We start from the raw sequence: 16,264 nt of genomic DNA on the forward strand, positions 1-16,264 counted from the left end.
CTTCTTTTTACTACCTTCAAAGATACAAAATAAAAAAGGAAAAGTCAAGAGCTGGCTGTGATAAAACAGTTTCCGGTGTGAATGGACAATAGTTTCCAGTGCGACTGGAAACTATTATAAGACGCTGATTCTCACTTATTCTTTATGATAAGAATGATCTTTCGGAAACTCTTCTCCTTCCCATGCTTTTTTCGAAGTCCAGGATTGTGAAGCATCCGTCCAAAAGGGATCATCGGCAGACAGACCTAGCGGGAGGAAAGCAAGCGATGCCATATACAAGCTGCCGTTATTAGTGTAATAATCGGAGATACCGGGCTGGGAACCGTTGAATCCCAGTGTCAGAAAGCCTGCTGTATTGAAGTTGCGGCCGTCTCCGAACATACGTTGGATGACAGCCGTCATGGCTGCGCGTACCTGTCCGTTTGATAATTCTTCGGGAAGCCAGTTGCGCCACGCAAGCAGCGCTAATGTCTGCAAAGAGCCGGTACGGTAAGTGATAGAACGTCCGAAAACAGGTAGCGTACCTTCCGGAGAGATGAGGCGTTCGAGGATTACTCCGAATCGTTGGGCACGTCTGATCGCTTCATGGAAGTTGCAGCCGGGCATATTTCCTATCTTCTCACGTTTGCCGGCTTCGGTGATTATCTCCAGTGCTTCTATATACATAGGATGTATGACGAAGCTATTGTAATAATCGAATGCGAAACGAGGTCCGTCCGAATACCAGCCGTCACCTACATACCATTCTTCTATCTTGCGCAGAGAGGAACTGATGCGGTAAGTGTCACTGGGCGCACCAGCTTTCCGAAGGAAGGACTCGACGGTGGCGCTGAACAACAGCCAGTTGCTATAGGAAGGATCGACCCGTCTGAGATCCGTAAATTCGGCGATATACCGCTGCTTGGTGATGCTGTCCAATGGCATCCATAAGGCATCATAACTTCTCAGGAAACTTTCTGCCAGGAAGGCGGCATCCACCAAGGTCTGATTCTCCTGACGCCATAACAGATAATCGGGGGAAGCGGGATCTACCGCGTTAGCATAGCTTTTCAATGCCCATTCCCGCAGTTGTTTGCGTTGGAGTCCTTCCGGAGTTTCATCGTCGGGCAATGACAGCCACGGTGCCAGTCCCGCCATTAGACGACCGAAGCATTCCATATAAGTGACGTTCTGATTGCGCCCGTCCCATGTCGGACTTAATTCTACGAGCATATTCTGTTTCAGCAGACCTTCGCTCATGTTGCTTAATACAGGAGCAGCCATCCGGTACATTACGTCGCACCAGATTTCTCTGTCACTTTTCTCTGTTTTCTTTTTGGCACTGATACTTTCTGTCGGGATCAGCAGAATCATTAATAGTAAGATCCAATGAAGTCTTTTCATGTATTGCCTTATTTTTAAGATTAAATCTACGGCTATGGAGGCATAGCTGAAGCGTATGGCAAAGGTAGAATTATTCCGACAGCAGGGCAAATACAATTTTAGCATTAACTAATACTTTTGCGTTATTTATCAGATGCTGATACTTTCTTATACAAAATGACCGGTAAATAATGCTTGTCACCGGATTTGTCATACATTTGTCCGGTAAACAAAATTATTACTATGAAAAGGAATTGGATAGGTAGCAGCATGATAGTTGCACTCTTTGCTTTATTGGCAAGCGGATGCGGTCATAGTCAACGGACGCTGGAGTTTCGTGGAATCTGTGTAGATGACCCGCAGGGAGAAAATGGATTATATAACCCGGGCAGGGGATTCCGGCTGGAAACCGCGGTGGATGTGCTGCACGAAAAAGACACTCCTACCGAAGAACTGAATGAATTGTCTGCTAAGTATGTAGCAGATAGTGTTTCACTCTCACAGAGCTACTTTTATCTGACTTATTTAATAGGTAAAGAGCTGTCTGAAGAAAACTTCCGGACCATGCAGGCATATTTTGATGAACTGCAAAAGCAAGGAAAAAAGGCCGTACTGCGCTTTGCCTACGAACGCGACTTTATGGGACGGTCGCCTGTCGGTCCTACCGGCGAACAGATACTGGCGCACTTGGATCAATTAAAACCTTTCCTGGAGAAAAATAAAGACTTGATTCTGGTCGTACAAGCCGGAATGATTGGCGCGTGGGGCGAATGGCACAGTTCGGTTCAGGGACTGGAAAACTCGGAAGAAACAAAGGCTGCCGTATTGGAAAAACTGCTTTCTGTGGTTCCTGCGGAGAGAAATGTACAAGTCAGACTCCCGGAATTTAAGAACCTGCTGAAAGATAAACCGGAACTTTATAAGAGACTTTCTTTCCATGATGACTTCATTGTCATACGCCCCGACAGATGGGATGCCGATATGCACGAAGGGACACCGAAGTTCGATCAGATAGTGGCGGAATCTCCTTACCTCGTAGTAGACGGTGAACTGCCCTGGGGATTCTGGAGCGTGGGCGCTGATCCGGACAGTCCTTCTGCCGGATGGATTATTGACGGTATGCAGGCGGCGAGACGTTTATTCCTCCAGCATTATACTTCGCTAAGTATCATACATAATTATAAGGAGCAACATCCCAACAACCGGTTTGACGAGAATAATCCGCCCGAATATTCCATGGTGGTCTGGAAGAAAACGATGATAACGGAAGACTCCCTTCTCCAGCATCATATGCCGGTGTCCGACAGTTACTTCCGGAAGAAAGACGGAACGAAGGTAAAACGCAATATGTTCGATTATATACGTGATCATCTGGGTTACCGGATTGAGCTGCAATCACTTCAGCTTCCCTCCAAATTCGTGAGTGGAAAGGAGAACGTCTTGAAACTGAGCTTGAAGAACAGAGGTTTTGCCACCGTATTTGGTGAACATCCTGTTTATTTTGTATTGATTGATGATGCAGGAGAGGTTACGGAATTTCCGACCGATGCCAATCCAAAGAACTGGCAACCGTTCGAACCAAAGGATTCTGCTTATACTTCGCTGATGCATACAGTGGATGTATCTCTTGAACTCCCTGCCTCGGTGACTGCCGGAACTTATAAGTTAGGTCTGTGGATACCGGACGGATCGGACAGACTCAGATATAATCCTCGTTATGCCATCCATTGTGCCAATGGGGATACGGACTGGTGGATTTCTAAGGATGGAAAGTATGGCGTGAATGTATTGACTGCGGTTGAAGTGGAATAAATGATTTGTTTCTATGATAAAAGTGAAAGGCTTCGGGTATGATTACCGGTAGCCTTTTATTGTTGGGTATGGATTACTTTATTAAGAATTATAAATCAGTACCACCGTATACGCTACATAGCAAAGTATCATAATGCTTCCTTCTATCCGTGTAATGGTCCGCTTGGCAAAGAACAGCCCGAACAGCCAGAGCAGAATGCTGGAACCTACCAGTGTGAACAGGTCGAAGTTTGTAATTCCGCTAAGATGGAGGGGAGTGATACTGGCGCTGCACCCCAATACAAAGAAGATATTGAAGAGATTACTGCCGATTACATTTCCGATAGCCATTTCCGGATTCTTTTTCAGTGCGGCGACGATGGAAGTGGCAAGCTCCGGCAGGGAAGTTCCTCCGGCTACCAGCGTTAATCCGATAATGGATTCGCTGACTCCCATGCTGCGGGCAATCTCTGTAGCTCCGTTGACGAACAGCTGACCTCCATAGATGAGTGCCGCCAGTCCGCCAATGATATAGAGAATGGATTTCCACCACGAAAGCAGCTTGATCTCTTCTTCCGGTGCCGTGTGTTCCGGTGCTGCCGGTTCCGGTGCAGCGGAAGATTTTGGGAAAGCGATGGCAAACGTATACCCCATGAAGATGGCGAAGAAGCAGAGTAAAAGCAGACCGTCTACTCTGTTCAGTATATTTTCTGTGGCATTATCGAGGAATATGTCATTGGCGCATATCAGCAATACCACAGACGAAAGGATACAGAGCGGTATCTCTTTTCGTAAAGTGTTCCGGGTGATGATAATCGGAGCGAACAGTGCCGTACATCCCACGATCATCAGCGTATTGAATATGTTACTTCCTACTACATTACCTATGGCAATGTCCGCGCTTCCTTTCAGGGCTGAAGCGACACTCACCGTCAGTTCCGGAGCGGACGTGCCGAAAGCGACAATGGTCAGTCCGATAACGATGGAAGGTATGCGGAAACGTTTGGCTACGGAAGCGGCACCGTCTGTCAGTCCGTTAGCTCCTAGTAAAATGAGAATTAATCCTCCGATAAGTAATAGTATATTCATAATTTTTCTCTTTTGGGGCAAAGATAATCATTTAGGGAATTGTTATGTCAAAAACAATCCGTATGTTTGCCATGTTTATTAAAAAGTGAAATTAAAGTTAATTCACCTAACTTGGAATCATTCTATATGGATATGAAAAAAATAAAACGGTTTGCATTGCTGCTCATAATGGCTTCCCTTGCAGTCAATGTACAGGCGCAACTGGAGCAGGCAGTCAAGAAGATTTTCGCCGGAGATACAGTAGCAACGCATCCAGTCTCTTTGCATCGGGATTCTGATTCTGCCCGTGTGGCAAATCTGCAGAAATCATTGGAAGAAGCGCGGCTCAATGAAGCCAATATGCGTATGGAGATGGAGCAGATGAGGCTTCAGATGCTGTCCGCCGATTCGGTGAAATTCTCCCAGCAACGGCAGCGTATCGACTCACTGCGTCAATTCACGAAAGGAATACCGGTAGTTGCCGAAGGGGATACCCTGTTTTATCTTTTTACAAAACGGGGCGGATACACTCCCCAGCAACGGGCACAGATGACCGGTGCCGCTATCGAAGAGATAGGAAAGCGTTTTAATCTCCGTCCCGATTCCGTTTCCATCGACCATTCGGATATTGTTTCCGACCTGATGTATGGCAATAAAGTATTGTTATCTCTTACAGATCAGGATGCTTTGTGGGAAGGAGTCTCCCGTGACTCCCTTGCCAAAGAGAGGCGGCAGAATGTAATCACCAAACTGCATGAGATGAAAGCGGAGCACAGCATTTGGCGAATGGCGAAGCGTATCCTTTATTTTCTGTTGGTGATTGTCGGTCAGTATCTCCTTTTCCGTCTGACCAACTGGGCATTTCGCAAACTGAAAGTACGTATCCTGCGTCTGAAAGATACAAAGATAAAGCCTGTGTCTATCCAGGGATATGAGTTGCTGGATGCTCAAAAACAAGCCAATCTGTTAGTCTTTTTGGCAGGCATCGGACGTTATATCCTTATGGGGATACAACTGTTGATTACTGTCCCTTTGATTTTTATCATCTTCCCGCAGACCGAAGGACTGGCATACCGCTTGCTGGGTTATATCTGGAATCCGATTCGGAAAATCTTTGTGGATATAATAGACTATGTCCCCAATCTGTTTACAATTGTTGTTATCTGGTATGCGGTGAAGTATCTGGTACGTATGGTGCTTTATCTGGCTCGTGAGATAGAAGCGGGGCGTCTTAAATTCAACGGTTTTTACCCGGATTGGGCCATGCCGACCTTCCACATCGTCCGGTTCCTGCTCTACGCATTTATGATCGCGATGATTTACCCTTATCTGCCGGGTTCTGATTCTGGGGTATTCCAAGGGATTTCGGTCTTTGTCGGATTGATTGTCTCTCTTGGATCAAGTACCGTTATCGGAAATATTATTGCCGGGCTGGTGATTACCTATATGCGCCCGTTCAAGATGGGCGACCGGATTAAACTGAACGATACCACCGGCGATATCATAGAGAAGACGCCGCTTGTCACCCGTATCCGCACTCCGAAAAATGAGGTGGTGACGGTGCCCAACTCTTTTATCATGTCTTCACATACCGTGAATTATAGTACATCGGCACGGGAGTATGGCTTGATTATCCATTCGGAGGTATCCATCGGTTATGATGTCCCCTGGCGCCAGGTCAATCAGATACTGATTGATGCTGCGTTGAATACGCCCGGAGTAGTGGATGACCCGCGCCCGTTCGTGCTGGAAACTTCGTTGAGCGACTGGTATCCGGTGTATCAGATCAATGCTTATATCAAGGAGGCGCATAAGATGTCTCAGATTTATTCTGATTTGCATCAGACTATTCAGGATAAGTTTAATGAAGCGGGAATTGAGATTATGTCTCCGCATTACATGGCTGTCCGTGATGGGAACGCAACGACGACTCCCAAGAATGATCTAAGCAAGAGTAACACTGCGGATACTGCTAGTCAGAGTAACAAATCAGAATAATATAAGCTCGTTACTTAATGAACTTGTGATTTTCTTTGCATCTGTCGGGGCAAAGGAGTACTATAATAAATCAGGGCGCCCCCTTCATCGCGAAGGAGACGCCCTTTGTCGTGTGTGTTTTTTCTGAGAGTAGAATTTCTTTCTTTAATAGAGAACTTATTTTTTTCGGGTTACTGTATAAAGTACATTTCCTTTTTTATCTATCATACGCAGGTTAAGCTCCTTCTTGTCGATAGAGCAAACGGAGAAACCCGGTTCGGGGCTACAGAATTTTGTACCTTCGATGGGTTCTACCTTGCGTGCGAGAGAGGCGGCGGAGTTGACTACATAGTCAATGTCGCTTCCCGGTACACGGATATGCTGGAAGTTGTGGATATGACCGCAGATGTACATATCTACGTTGTGCTTGCGCAGGATGCTGTCTACGCGTTTCTGCATATCAAGCCGCTCGCTTTCCTCTTTCGGGGTGTAGGCATAGATGGGGTGATGGCCGGCTACGATGATCCAGTCCTCCTTGGCACTTGCCAGTACAGATTCCAGCCATGACAGCTGTTTGCTGATGTCCTGCTTGCAGGCATCCGGATATTTATCGCTTTCATTGCGGTATTTATCAATCAGCGGAGTGGTGTCTATCCAGACGATGCGGATAGTAGCTCCTTTTTCTTCGAATACCTTGGTGTAGTAACGGTCGGGCATCGACCAGCGGCGGCTGATGTTCGTATAGTCCAGTACTGCCTGAGTGCTTCCACGGTATTCGTGGTTGCCTAAGATGGAGAACCAGTCGATCATCAGTTCGGGGTGGGAGTAGATAAGCTCGTAGTTGGTCATCCACAAAGGGTCGTTCACGCTACGCACTCCGTCGAAGTGGTGAACGTCTCCGGTGGCTAATACAAATTCGGGACCTATCTCTTCGCCCATTGTGCCCATCAGTTCGGCGATTGGCTTTTGGTCATAGTAGCCGTTGCGACCTAAATCATTGGCTACATAGAAGTTAAACTTCTTGTCAAAGATGGAATAATCCGTGAGCTGTGCGTGGGCGAATGTAAAGACGGAAAGGAAAAGAAGAATGAATAAGCTTTTTATCTTCATATTATATTGATTATTAGTTGTTTATAATTGTCGTTAATGAAAGACTGAAATTCTCTGTTCTTTTGGTTTTAAAGGAACGAGGCGTTGGTTTAAAACCAAGACCCCGTTCCTTTAAAACCAACGGGGCGTTCCATTCTTAGGAACGGAGGTTTTCGCTTTGCGTGCTGTCAGAAGTTAACTTTTACGCCGGCATTAATCTTTACACCGTAGTACTCCGCCTGCATGGTGCGGTCTTTGGTTCCCTGATAGTAACGAAGAGGCTGGTTCAGCAGGTTGGTGGCGTCTGCATAGAACGTGGTCTTTATCTTCTTGCCGAAGGTGTAGCTGGCGTTCAGGTCCATGTAGCTCACTGCGTCATAGTAACGGTCGAGAGCTGCCACTTCTCCCATTTCGTCGATGAAGCTCGAAGCGTAGTTGTAGGAGAAACGTACGTTGAAACCTTTCTTTTCGAAGTAAAGGGAAGCATTGGCTGTATGTTCGGGTGATCCCGGCAGGGACAGGTCTTTCTCGTTCTCACGACCTTCGAAGTTGAAGTTGTTCACTTGGGTGTGGGTGTAGGTGTACGTACCATAGAAACCGATACATTTCAGTGCGGGAGCAATGAAGCCGAAGTCGCGTTGATAGGCCAGTTCTACGCCCAGCAGGTCGGCGTCGCCGGCGTTTTTGGGCTGGGTGAACTTCTTGTATTCGTTGTTCTGATAGGTGTAGTCACCGATGACCTGATCGACGATAAAGTCATTGATCTTCTTGTAGAAGATACCTGCGCTGATCAGACCGACACTTTTGAAGTAGTAGTCTGCGCTGAGGTCGAGATTGTAGGAGATGGTCGGGGTCAGGTCGGAGTTACCCATCACCAGTTCGTTGTCGCTGCGGTTGATGTTGACACAGGGGATCAATGCGGAGTATTTCGGGCGGCTCAGTGTCTCGGTGAACGAAGCGCGGAGCTTTAAGTCGTCGTTCACATCGTATTTGAACAAGAGGCTGGGGAGCCAGTTGACATAGCTGTTCTTATGGTTTCCGGTAGGTTCGAGGGTTTCTGTCTCGTCTTTGTCGTCGGCTACGTTCCAGTTCCAGCCGTTGTATTTGATGTGGGTGGCTTCCATGCGTAAGCCTGCCATCATTTTTATCTTCTTTCCCAAGTTCTGGTCGAAGCGGAAGAAGGCGGAAGTTACGTTCTCACGGGCGTGGTAGTTGCCGGATGATTCTTCGAGCACCTGTTCGCCTTCCATACTGCTGAGGTCGAGTGAGCCCAGGTATTCTTTGGATACGAAATCGGTCGGCTTATATTGGTCTCCCGGCATATATCCGTCACGAATCTGGCTGGTGAGGTTGTTCATGTAATCCTTGTCGAAGGTGTCTTTGTACGTATCTGCGTAATCATAGCAGAGGGTGTTGCGGTCTTTGGTCTTGGAGGCGTACTTTGCTCCGAACCGCAGGCTGTTGCCATAGATGCCGTTTGTCAGCGGAAGTTCGAAGTCGACTTTGAACTTCAGGTCTTTTTCGTAGATTTCCTGGTTGCTTTCGGTCAGTTCCTTCACTTTCCATTTGCCTCTTTCGCCGTCCGCTTCTCCGTTGTGCAGGCTGACGTCCGTAGTCACGTAAGGGAAACGGTCGCCGGCATCTACGACGGTAAAGCCGAGGAAGTCCTGTTTCAGGCTGAAGTATCTTTCGTTCGGACGGTCTTCGCTGGCACGGGCGTAGGAAGCTCCCCAGTTGACGGATAGTTTGCCGAACTGATGTTCACCGCTCAGACTGAGGTCCATTGTCTGTTGTAATTCCAGACGGGCATTTCTGTTGTCGGGTGTTCCTCCTTTTGTCTCGATCTGGGCGGATTGCTGCATATCTCCTTCGTCGTCTAGTCCTGTCTTATCCAAATCCTTATAGGTGACGCGGTAGCGGTTTTCCCAGTCGTGGCGACGGTTGTAGATACCTTGCAGCGTCAGCCGGTGGTTCGGGTTGATGTCGTAGTCGAAAGCCAGGGAGTAGCTTTGGCGTTCGCGGGTCACGTAGTACTGGCGTTTCTGTGCTTCCACCATGACTACCTCGCCTTTTTTGTTGACGTCATATTCAAACTCCACATCGTCCGATCCTGACGGAGCGTTCTGATAAGAGATGGCGGCCATCATTCCCAGTTTGTCATTGAAGAAACGGTCGCCGTAGGTAAATCCTAAGTTCAGCTGTGCTTTCTGGCTGATCCAGTTGTAGCCGGTTCCTGCTGTGGCGCTGAACATCCGTTTGTAAGGAGTGCTTTTCGTCACCAGATTGATGGAGCCGCCGATGGCATCTCCGTCCATATCCGAGGTAACGACTTTGTTCACTTCGATTGTCTGCACCATGTCGGCGGGGATGAGGTCGAGCTGGACATTACGGGTATCGCCTTCGGCAGAAGGGAGGCGGTTGCCGTTGATGGTCACGGAACTGAGGTCGGCGGAAGTACCGCGGACTTGTCCGAAGCGGGCTTCCCCCTGGTCGTATTGTACATTAATACCGTTGATACGTTTGAGGGCGTCGCCGATATTGGAATCGGGGAACTTTCCGACCTGATCGGCTGAAACGACATTGGTGATTCCGAGGTTGTTCTTTTGTGAGTTGATGGCGCGGCGTTGTCCCTGGAAGGCGCCGCCTACCACTACTTCCTGCAGTTCGAGCCCTTCATTGAGTACGACGTCCTTTTCGAGTGTCTTTCCTGCCGGAATGGTGATTTTCATTTCGACGGGAGAGTAGCCTACGTAGCTGACTTTCACGGTGTATGTGCCCGGTGTGAGATTGGCGAATGTATAATAACCGTTGACATCACTTGTCACTCCGGTATGTAGTTTTTCGATGTAGATGGAGGCTCCCGGAAGAATTTGCTTGGAAGTGTCTACTATGCGTCCGCGGATCGTACCCTGTCGGGCTACGTTTACTTTTTCCTCTGCAAAAGTATTTCCGCTTGTACTCATGATTAAAAGAGTCAAAGAGACTAATCTGAGAAATCGTTTCATAAATGTTAGCGTGCGTTAATTATTTGCTGCAAAAGTAGAGGTTTGACGTTTCTTGCTTTTTACAGTTGATTGAAGAACGCGTAACAAATATGCTACGATTGTGTTACGCAAGAAGGGCGCCCGCCTGCGGACACCCTTCGATACCTAACCCGATAAAAAGTTATCTTGAATGTATCTGAGATACGATCAATTCATTGGAATGTCGATACGTTCGCCCGTAACGGAAACGGCGCTTAACCGGAAACCATCTTTCCAGCGAACCGGAATCGTGAATGTGTCTACAGACGAAGGGGCATTTTCGCCGCTGCAGATGAGGATGAATTTGCCGGTTTCATCTTTCACTTCGTACGTCACTACATTGGTCCAGTTCTTGATCGTGATGGTCTCACCGTTGTAAGTCACCGCATTATCGCCGGAACCTACCGTAAATGTCTTGGGAGCATGAGTGGCATTCTCTCCTTTGATGATGGCGGTTTTCGTTTTATACAGTTCGTACGTGTTATCCGAAATGTATTCTAAAGCGACATCCGGACGGGTGCCTCCCAGTGCGTTCACTTTCTGTTTGAGAGCGTCTATCATGTCTTGTGTCACGGTCAGCTGCTTTTTCCCGTAGTCGTCCAGTTCCTTGTCGACCGGAGTCAGGAATCCCCATTTGGTGAAGAAGTCGAGTAAGTTCATACCGGAAATCTTGGAGCAGGTATATACAAAGTCAAGCTGAATTTCTCCGTGAGTCATTCCCGTGTAGTCTTTATTGCGGGCGTATTCATATACTTCCGGATAAAAACCTCCTTTGTCCGCCTGTTGCAACGGAGTCCTGCCCAGCACTTTCCCGAAATAGAGTTCCAGTTGCCAGAAGGGAACGAGCTTACAGAATACATCGTTGGCATTATTCTTTCCCAGATTCTGGAAGTCGGCATGCGGACTTCCGGCAGCGATAATCCCACTCCATGCTTTGGAGTATCTGTTTCGGTAGGTGATTCCCATGTCTTCGACCTGTATGCGGGAGGGCTGGCCGAAAATGGTGGTCTGTATGTACTCGGACATGATGTTGTTCGTCACTTCCGTGTTGCCGCCCCACAATACTCCCGGACGGGTCTGATTGCAATGTCCTATCTCGTGTGCCGGTCCCCAGCAAGCGCTTGTCTTCAGTTTCTCCGGACTACAGATTTCATTCATTGTTGTTCGGTTGTAGGCTGTGTGATAGGCTGTGGCGTACATATAGGACTTATACATGACATTCAGATACATCCGGTTTCTGAACATCTTGTCGTATTTCTCCAAGCCCAGCAACTGCTGCTCGCTGTACACGATCTTGTCATAAAGGTCTATCAGTTCATCTCCCTTGGAACCTGTGTACGTCCGTAGGTCACTCGTCTCGAAAGTGAGGTGGGCATATTTCCCCAGTACGTCAAAATACCGGTTGGTTGCTTTGTTGAGCAGTTCCGACCAGCGTCCGTTATGCTCCGGGTTTTGTGAGTCGAAGTAGCCGTTCACCTTTCCCGATGCAAAATGGATTTTGACAGGGGCCGCTGCCGGATCGTCCAGCGTTTTTGTGACATACATCACGTACACCAGTCCTTGTTCGCTGATAGTAAGCTTGTTGATTCCCTGATTCAGTAAGTAGGTCACTCCGCCAAAACCGTCATTCTCAGGTGCATCCAGATTCTGTACCCGCAGTCCGATGTCATATCCGTGTGTGTCTCCCACCAGTACAATCAGGTTTTCACCTGCCTTGACCGATATTCCGGTCGGATTGTCCAACTGGCTGTAAGGGTTGGTCTTGTGGGTTTCCGACTGGATATCCGGATTGGGGTATGCCTTGAACTCGCTGATACGGAACTCTGCGGGATACTTGCCTTTAATCATATAGTAGGCTATATTCTTAAAGAACGGGTATTCGCACTGCGCTATGTCATCTTCCGTAATACCGGTTTTCAGTTCACTGCAACTTGCGTCTGTGAAGAGAGTCGAATAATCAAAGTTCACGGGATTCTTTGCAAAGAACTCCATCTCGGCGCACGAAGCAAATCCTTGTCCGTCACCGGAACCGCTTTTTACGATGAAACGGAAAGACTTTGCCTGTATCGTTTGGTCAAATGTTACTTTGCCTGCCGTAGCCGAACCTTGAAAATCCTTATCAATAAGTTTTGTGAATGTGTGACCGTCTGCTGAATATTGTATTTCTGTTTCTTTGAATCTACCATTATTTCCGTTGTTGCGCGGATGGTAAATCAAATAATCGACATCTGTGACTGTTTCAAAATTATAGGTTAATGTGATGGGGAAATAGTTGCTTGCGCCATTACTCCAACTGGAATGATAAAGTGTCGAATAATCTCCGTCAAAAGATTTTTCGATGTTGCTGCCGGATTGAAAAGAAGAAGCCGTTCCGCTTACTATTTTGATCTTGATGTCACCTTTTACGTCTTCTCCGTTGCCTTCGGCAAATTCGTTGAGTCCTTTCTGAGTAACAAATACGGATGCGCTTACAGGTTCTGCCTGTTCCGTATCGGGATCGATAGTCGGTAATACTTCCGTTATTTCAATGTTGCCATGACGCTGACTGTCAAGTCCGGTTGCTTTCACCATATATGTATGGGGGGTGGTGACTGTGGCCGGTGCACGGCTGGCAGGTTTTGCGGTAATCCATTCCGGCAAAGTGATGGCTACTTCTACATTTGTCGTCACGTCAAACTGGATTTCTCCACCGATAACACCTACCTCAAAGCTGGACTGGTCAACCAGAATGGCTGCTTCGTATCCCAACTGGCGTACTGTGATTGTCTTTGTCTGGTCGGCAGCTATCACGGTAACGGTTGCTTTGCGCACGTACCGTTCGTCGCTTTCGTCTACAGATATTTTCAGTGCCTTCCCGTCTGCTGACGGGTGGCACCAATTTTTATCTGATTTGACAGTCCAGGTATCCACATTGGTAGTGACAGCTACATTCTGGCTACCGGACTCACTATTGAAATCAACTGTCTCTTTTCCAACGGTTAAATTGGGGGTTGAAGAGCCGTCATCGTCAGAGCATGCCGTAGACAGGCATGGCAGCAACGATAATAGAAAGAAAAGCAGTATATATTTCTTCATTCTTTTTTTTTATTCAAGTACGACCATTGAACATTGATAGATTTCTAGTTCTCCTAAAGCAAAATAAGGGGTTCCCTTCGTGGTCTCTGTCACTTCGAACCAAAGATAGCGGGAAGGTTTTGACAGCGGAATTATCTCCGAGTTATACACTTCGCTCACTCCGTTAGGAAGCCCTGTTAAGGTAGTTTCCTTGTGGGTGCCTGCCTGTGAGATATCCACTGTATTGCCATCAATTTTCTCGACGCCATCAAACCATTCTGCTGGATTATAACTATCACTTGTATATAAGTTGATCGTTTTCCATGAACTATCGTTCGCACGGTTGGTATTAGTCGAACGGAATTTAATAGCGCTGACTTCTTCGCCTAAATCTACTACCAGATAATGTGGCATTTCCACTAGTGAGCTCCACCACGAGTGGAAGAAGGTTGCTATATTTCCGTCTACCAGGTCTTTTATCGGACGGGTAGGAAATGGAGCATTCGTCCATATTTTCTTATAGTCCAGATCTATCTTTACGGGAGTGCCGAAAGTAGGGTTGGCTTTTTCTGCCTGAGCCGTTATTTGGTGGCTGGGCCCTGCCGTATTGCCACGATTGAAGGCTTGTACAGTAAAGTCTATTTCACCGTACTTTTGGAGCAGATTGTCTATTACCAATTCGCTGGCGTATTGGCTGACTTGTTTTCTGTATGACTTTCCTGTGGCTCCGATTGTATATTCTATCTGTACATAATATAAGTTTTCATCGGCAGGGTTGGTCCAGCTCAGGGTAATCTGTCCCGGAGCGGGAGTCGCTTTTAGATTTTCGATGTCGCTGGGTACCGGATAGGAATCTTTGTCATCGCTGCAAGACCAGAGCATGGCTAATCCTCCGATAAGACATATCGTTATAAGTATCTTTTTCATGATCAGATTATTTTTAATAATTGTTATTCATCATTGATTAGTAGCCCGGATTCTGCACCATGTTCGGGTTCTTGCTTACTTCACCTGCCGGAATAGGCATCAGATACTGACGGGGTGCATCGAATGTACGCTTGTCCTGTATCTCCACAATCTTGGCGAAGTCTTCCATTGTCTCGGCAAGGATGTTCAGACCACGTGCCTTGACATTGAAATAAGTTTCTCCCATTTTCCAGCGGCGGATGTCCCAGAAATTATGATTCTCCTGATAAAGCTCGATCATACGTTCCTGTCTGACGATTTTCATCACTCTGCCGTCGGGACCGCATTGGCCGTCATAGCTTGTCAAAGGAACTTTGGCATTTGCCCAGCTTTCCAGTACCGGTTTTAGTCCGGCGCGTTCGCGTACTTTGTCCAGATAAGCCATTCCTTTTTCGGGATATCCTTCTTTACCATATCCTACGCAGGCTTCGGCATAGTTCAGGTAAAGTTCGGCGAGACGTATCACAGGCCATGGATATTCTACCGTTGGTCCGGGGGTACCAACGGTAGCTTGTATCCCTGGGTGTACACCTTTTTTGTTCAGGTATCCTGTTTTGGAGTAGTTCTGAGAGCGTGCCGCAGTGACTATCTTTCCGTCATCGGCTCTGACACCGCAGTTTTCTGTTGCCAGAAATCCGGTCAACCACTTGTCTCCTTCAGAACGCTCAGCACCCCAGAATTTGTGATAAGCATATCTTTTATCGTCTGTACGACATTCATAATAACCGTTCTCAAATGCAACCCACGCATAGAATCGGGGTTCGCGGTTCATGTTCATGTATAATGTTCTTTTTCCCGGTTCGGCATAGGTAGTGCCTTCAGGGATGGTTACGATATCCAGTTTGTTGTTTGTATTGAATTCGGGGTCTTCGTCAATCGGTAATCCATTGACTGTGTAGAAGCGGTCGAGCATGGTAATAGTGGGGGCTATACCATTCCACGAGCCACGTGGGAAGAAAGGTATGGATTTACGTTGAATACCATAAGCACCTGCTTTACGGGTTTCGGGGAAGATGACTTCTTTGTAGTTTTCGCTATCCATAAAGGTCATACGAAGTGTGCGTTCTGTCAGGTTGGTCGGTTCCGGATAAGCATTACTTGTAGTACTGGCTATATAGAGCTCGTGACCGGCTCCTGATGCAGCCTGAATGGCATCCCATGTTGCATCTGCTGCACGTTTGTATTTTTCTTCCGAATAAGTGGTCGACATGAGCTGTTCGCCGTCCGGGTTCTTAAAGTCTGTGTAATCAGGGTTCCCATTGAATAATGGTGAAGCGGCATAAAGCAACATACGTGCTTTTAAGCTTTTGGCAATGACGCTCGTGGCACGCCCATAATCCGAACTATTGCGTGTGGCAGGAAGTCTGGTGGCTGCATCGTCAAGTAAGTCGGCAACCCAGTCGATACATTCATCGTACGGACGACGTCCAAGCATATTCTCTGCGGGAGTGTCGAGTGCCGGAAGTTCTTTTACCAAAATGGTCGGCCCGTAACATTTGATCAGAAGGAGGTGGAAATAGGCGATCAGGAAGTCGGCTTCTGCCGTGTAAAGATCGACTTCCTCCTGGCTGATCTTAGGAACGGAGTGGATATTTTCTTTCAACAAATAGCATTGACGTATTCCCTGAAACAGTGTATTCCAATAACTGATAATTGTATTGCTTGAGTCATAAGAACCTTCAGCGAATTTTACGTAACTTTCGGCAAACGGGCTGATCGTTTCGTCACCGGTAAAGTCCATACATGACTGAACCATGTTTGACTGAGGCAGATATCCGTAGCAGGAATATAAATATCGCAGTGCAGCACGGGGATTGGCAAAGGCATCCTTTTCCGTGGCTGTTTCGTCGGGAACGATATCCAGATAGTTACAGGAAGTATTCAGCCCTGTAATCAATAAGAGGATAAATAGATATAGTGTATTCTTTTTCATA

The 16,264-nt window shown here is 47.2% G+C and carries 9 protein-coding genes; 2 read left to right on the top strand and 7 right to left on the bottom strand.

Features of this window, described 5'->3' with window-relative positions; all coding sequences use genetic code 11:
* Positions 1-135: 135 nt before the first annotated feature.
* Entirely contained in the window at positions 136-1,383 is a 1,248-nt protein-coding gene (locus KTR07_RS04610; RefSeq protein ID WP_008767299.1) for a DUF2264 domain-containing protein, read from the bottom strand.
* A gap of 222 nt (positions 1,384-1,605) precedes the next feature.
* Between KTR07_RS04610 and KTR07_RS04615 the strand changes: the two genes are divergently transcribed.
* Entirely contained in the window at positions 1,606-3,174 is a 1,569-nt protein-coding gene (locus KTR07_RS04615; protein WP_008767298.1) for a DUF4832 domain-containing protein, read from the top strand.
* An 81-nt stretch (positions 3,175-3,255) separates the two neighbouring features.
* Here the strand turns inward: KTR07_RS04615 and KTR07_RS04620 are convergent, their stop codons facing one another.
* Complete coding sequence (locus KTR07_RS04620; protein ID WP_117981451.1) at positions 3,256-4,242, bottom strand: calcium/sodium antiporter; 987 nt, start codon at positions 4,240-4,242, stop codon at positions 3,256-3,258.
* A gap of 126 nt (positions 4,243-4,368) precedes the next feature.
* Here KTR07_RS04620 and KTR07_RS04625 point away from each other — a divergent pair, with 126 nt between their 5' ends.
* Positions 4,369-6,219, top strand: a complete 1,851-nt coding sequence (locus tag KTR07_RS04625) for a mechanosensitive ion channel family protein (RefSeq protein ID WP_011108587.1) — start codon at positions 4,369-4,371, stop codon at positions 6,217-6,219.
* A 156-nt stretch (positions 6,220-6,375) separates the two neighbouring features.
* Here KTR07_RS04625 and KTR07_RS04630 read toward each other — a convergent pair whose 3' ends face one another.
* From KTR07_RS04630 to KTR07_RS04650, 5 genes are all read right to left on the bottom strand, one after another.
* Positions 6,376-7,308: a metallophosphoesterase gene (locus KTR07_RS04630; protein ID WP_008767295.1), complete on the bottom strand. Its 933-nt coding sequence runs from the start codon at positions 7,306-7,308 to the stop codon at positions 6,376-6,378.
* A gap of 167 nt (positions 7,309-7,475) precedes the next feature.
* On the bottom strand, positions 7,476-10,292 hold the full coding sequence (locus KTR07_RS04635) for a TonB-dependent receptor (protein WP_011108585.1): 2,817 nt from the start codon (positions 10,290-10,292) through the stop codon (positions 7,476-7,478).
* A gap of 186 nt (positions 10,293-10,478) precedes the next feature.
* Complete coding sequence (locus KTR07_RS04640; RefSeq protein WP_011108584.1) at positions 10,479-13,385, bottom strand: M60 family metallopeptidase; 2,907 nt, start codon at positions 13,383-13,385, stop codon at positions 10,479-10,481.
* 9 nt (positions 13,386-13,394) lie between these two features.
* Complete coding sequence (locus tag KTR07_RS04645) at positions 13,395-14,291, bottom strand: DUF4959 domain-containing protein (protein ID WP_008761774.1); 897 nt, start codon at positions 14,289-14,291, stop codon at positions 13,395-13,397.
* Between the two features lie 37 nt (positions 14,292-14,328).
* Positions 14,329-16,263 (bottom strand): RagB/SusD family nutrient uptake outer membrane protein, encoded by a 1,935-nt coding sequence (locus KTR07_RS04650; protein ID WP_011108583.1) that lies wholly within the window; start codon positions 16,261-16,263, stop codon positions 14,329-14,331.
* Position 16,264: the final 1 nt, after the last annotated feature.

The organism is Bacteroides sp. MSK.20.82, from assembly GCF_019052485.1.
Classification (GTDB): domain Bacteria; phylum Bacteroidota; class Bacteroidia; order Bacteroidales; family Bacteroidaceae; genus Bacteroides; species Bacteroides thetaiotaomicron.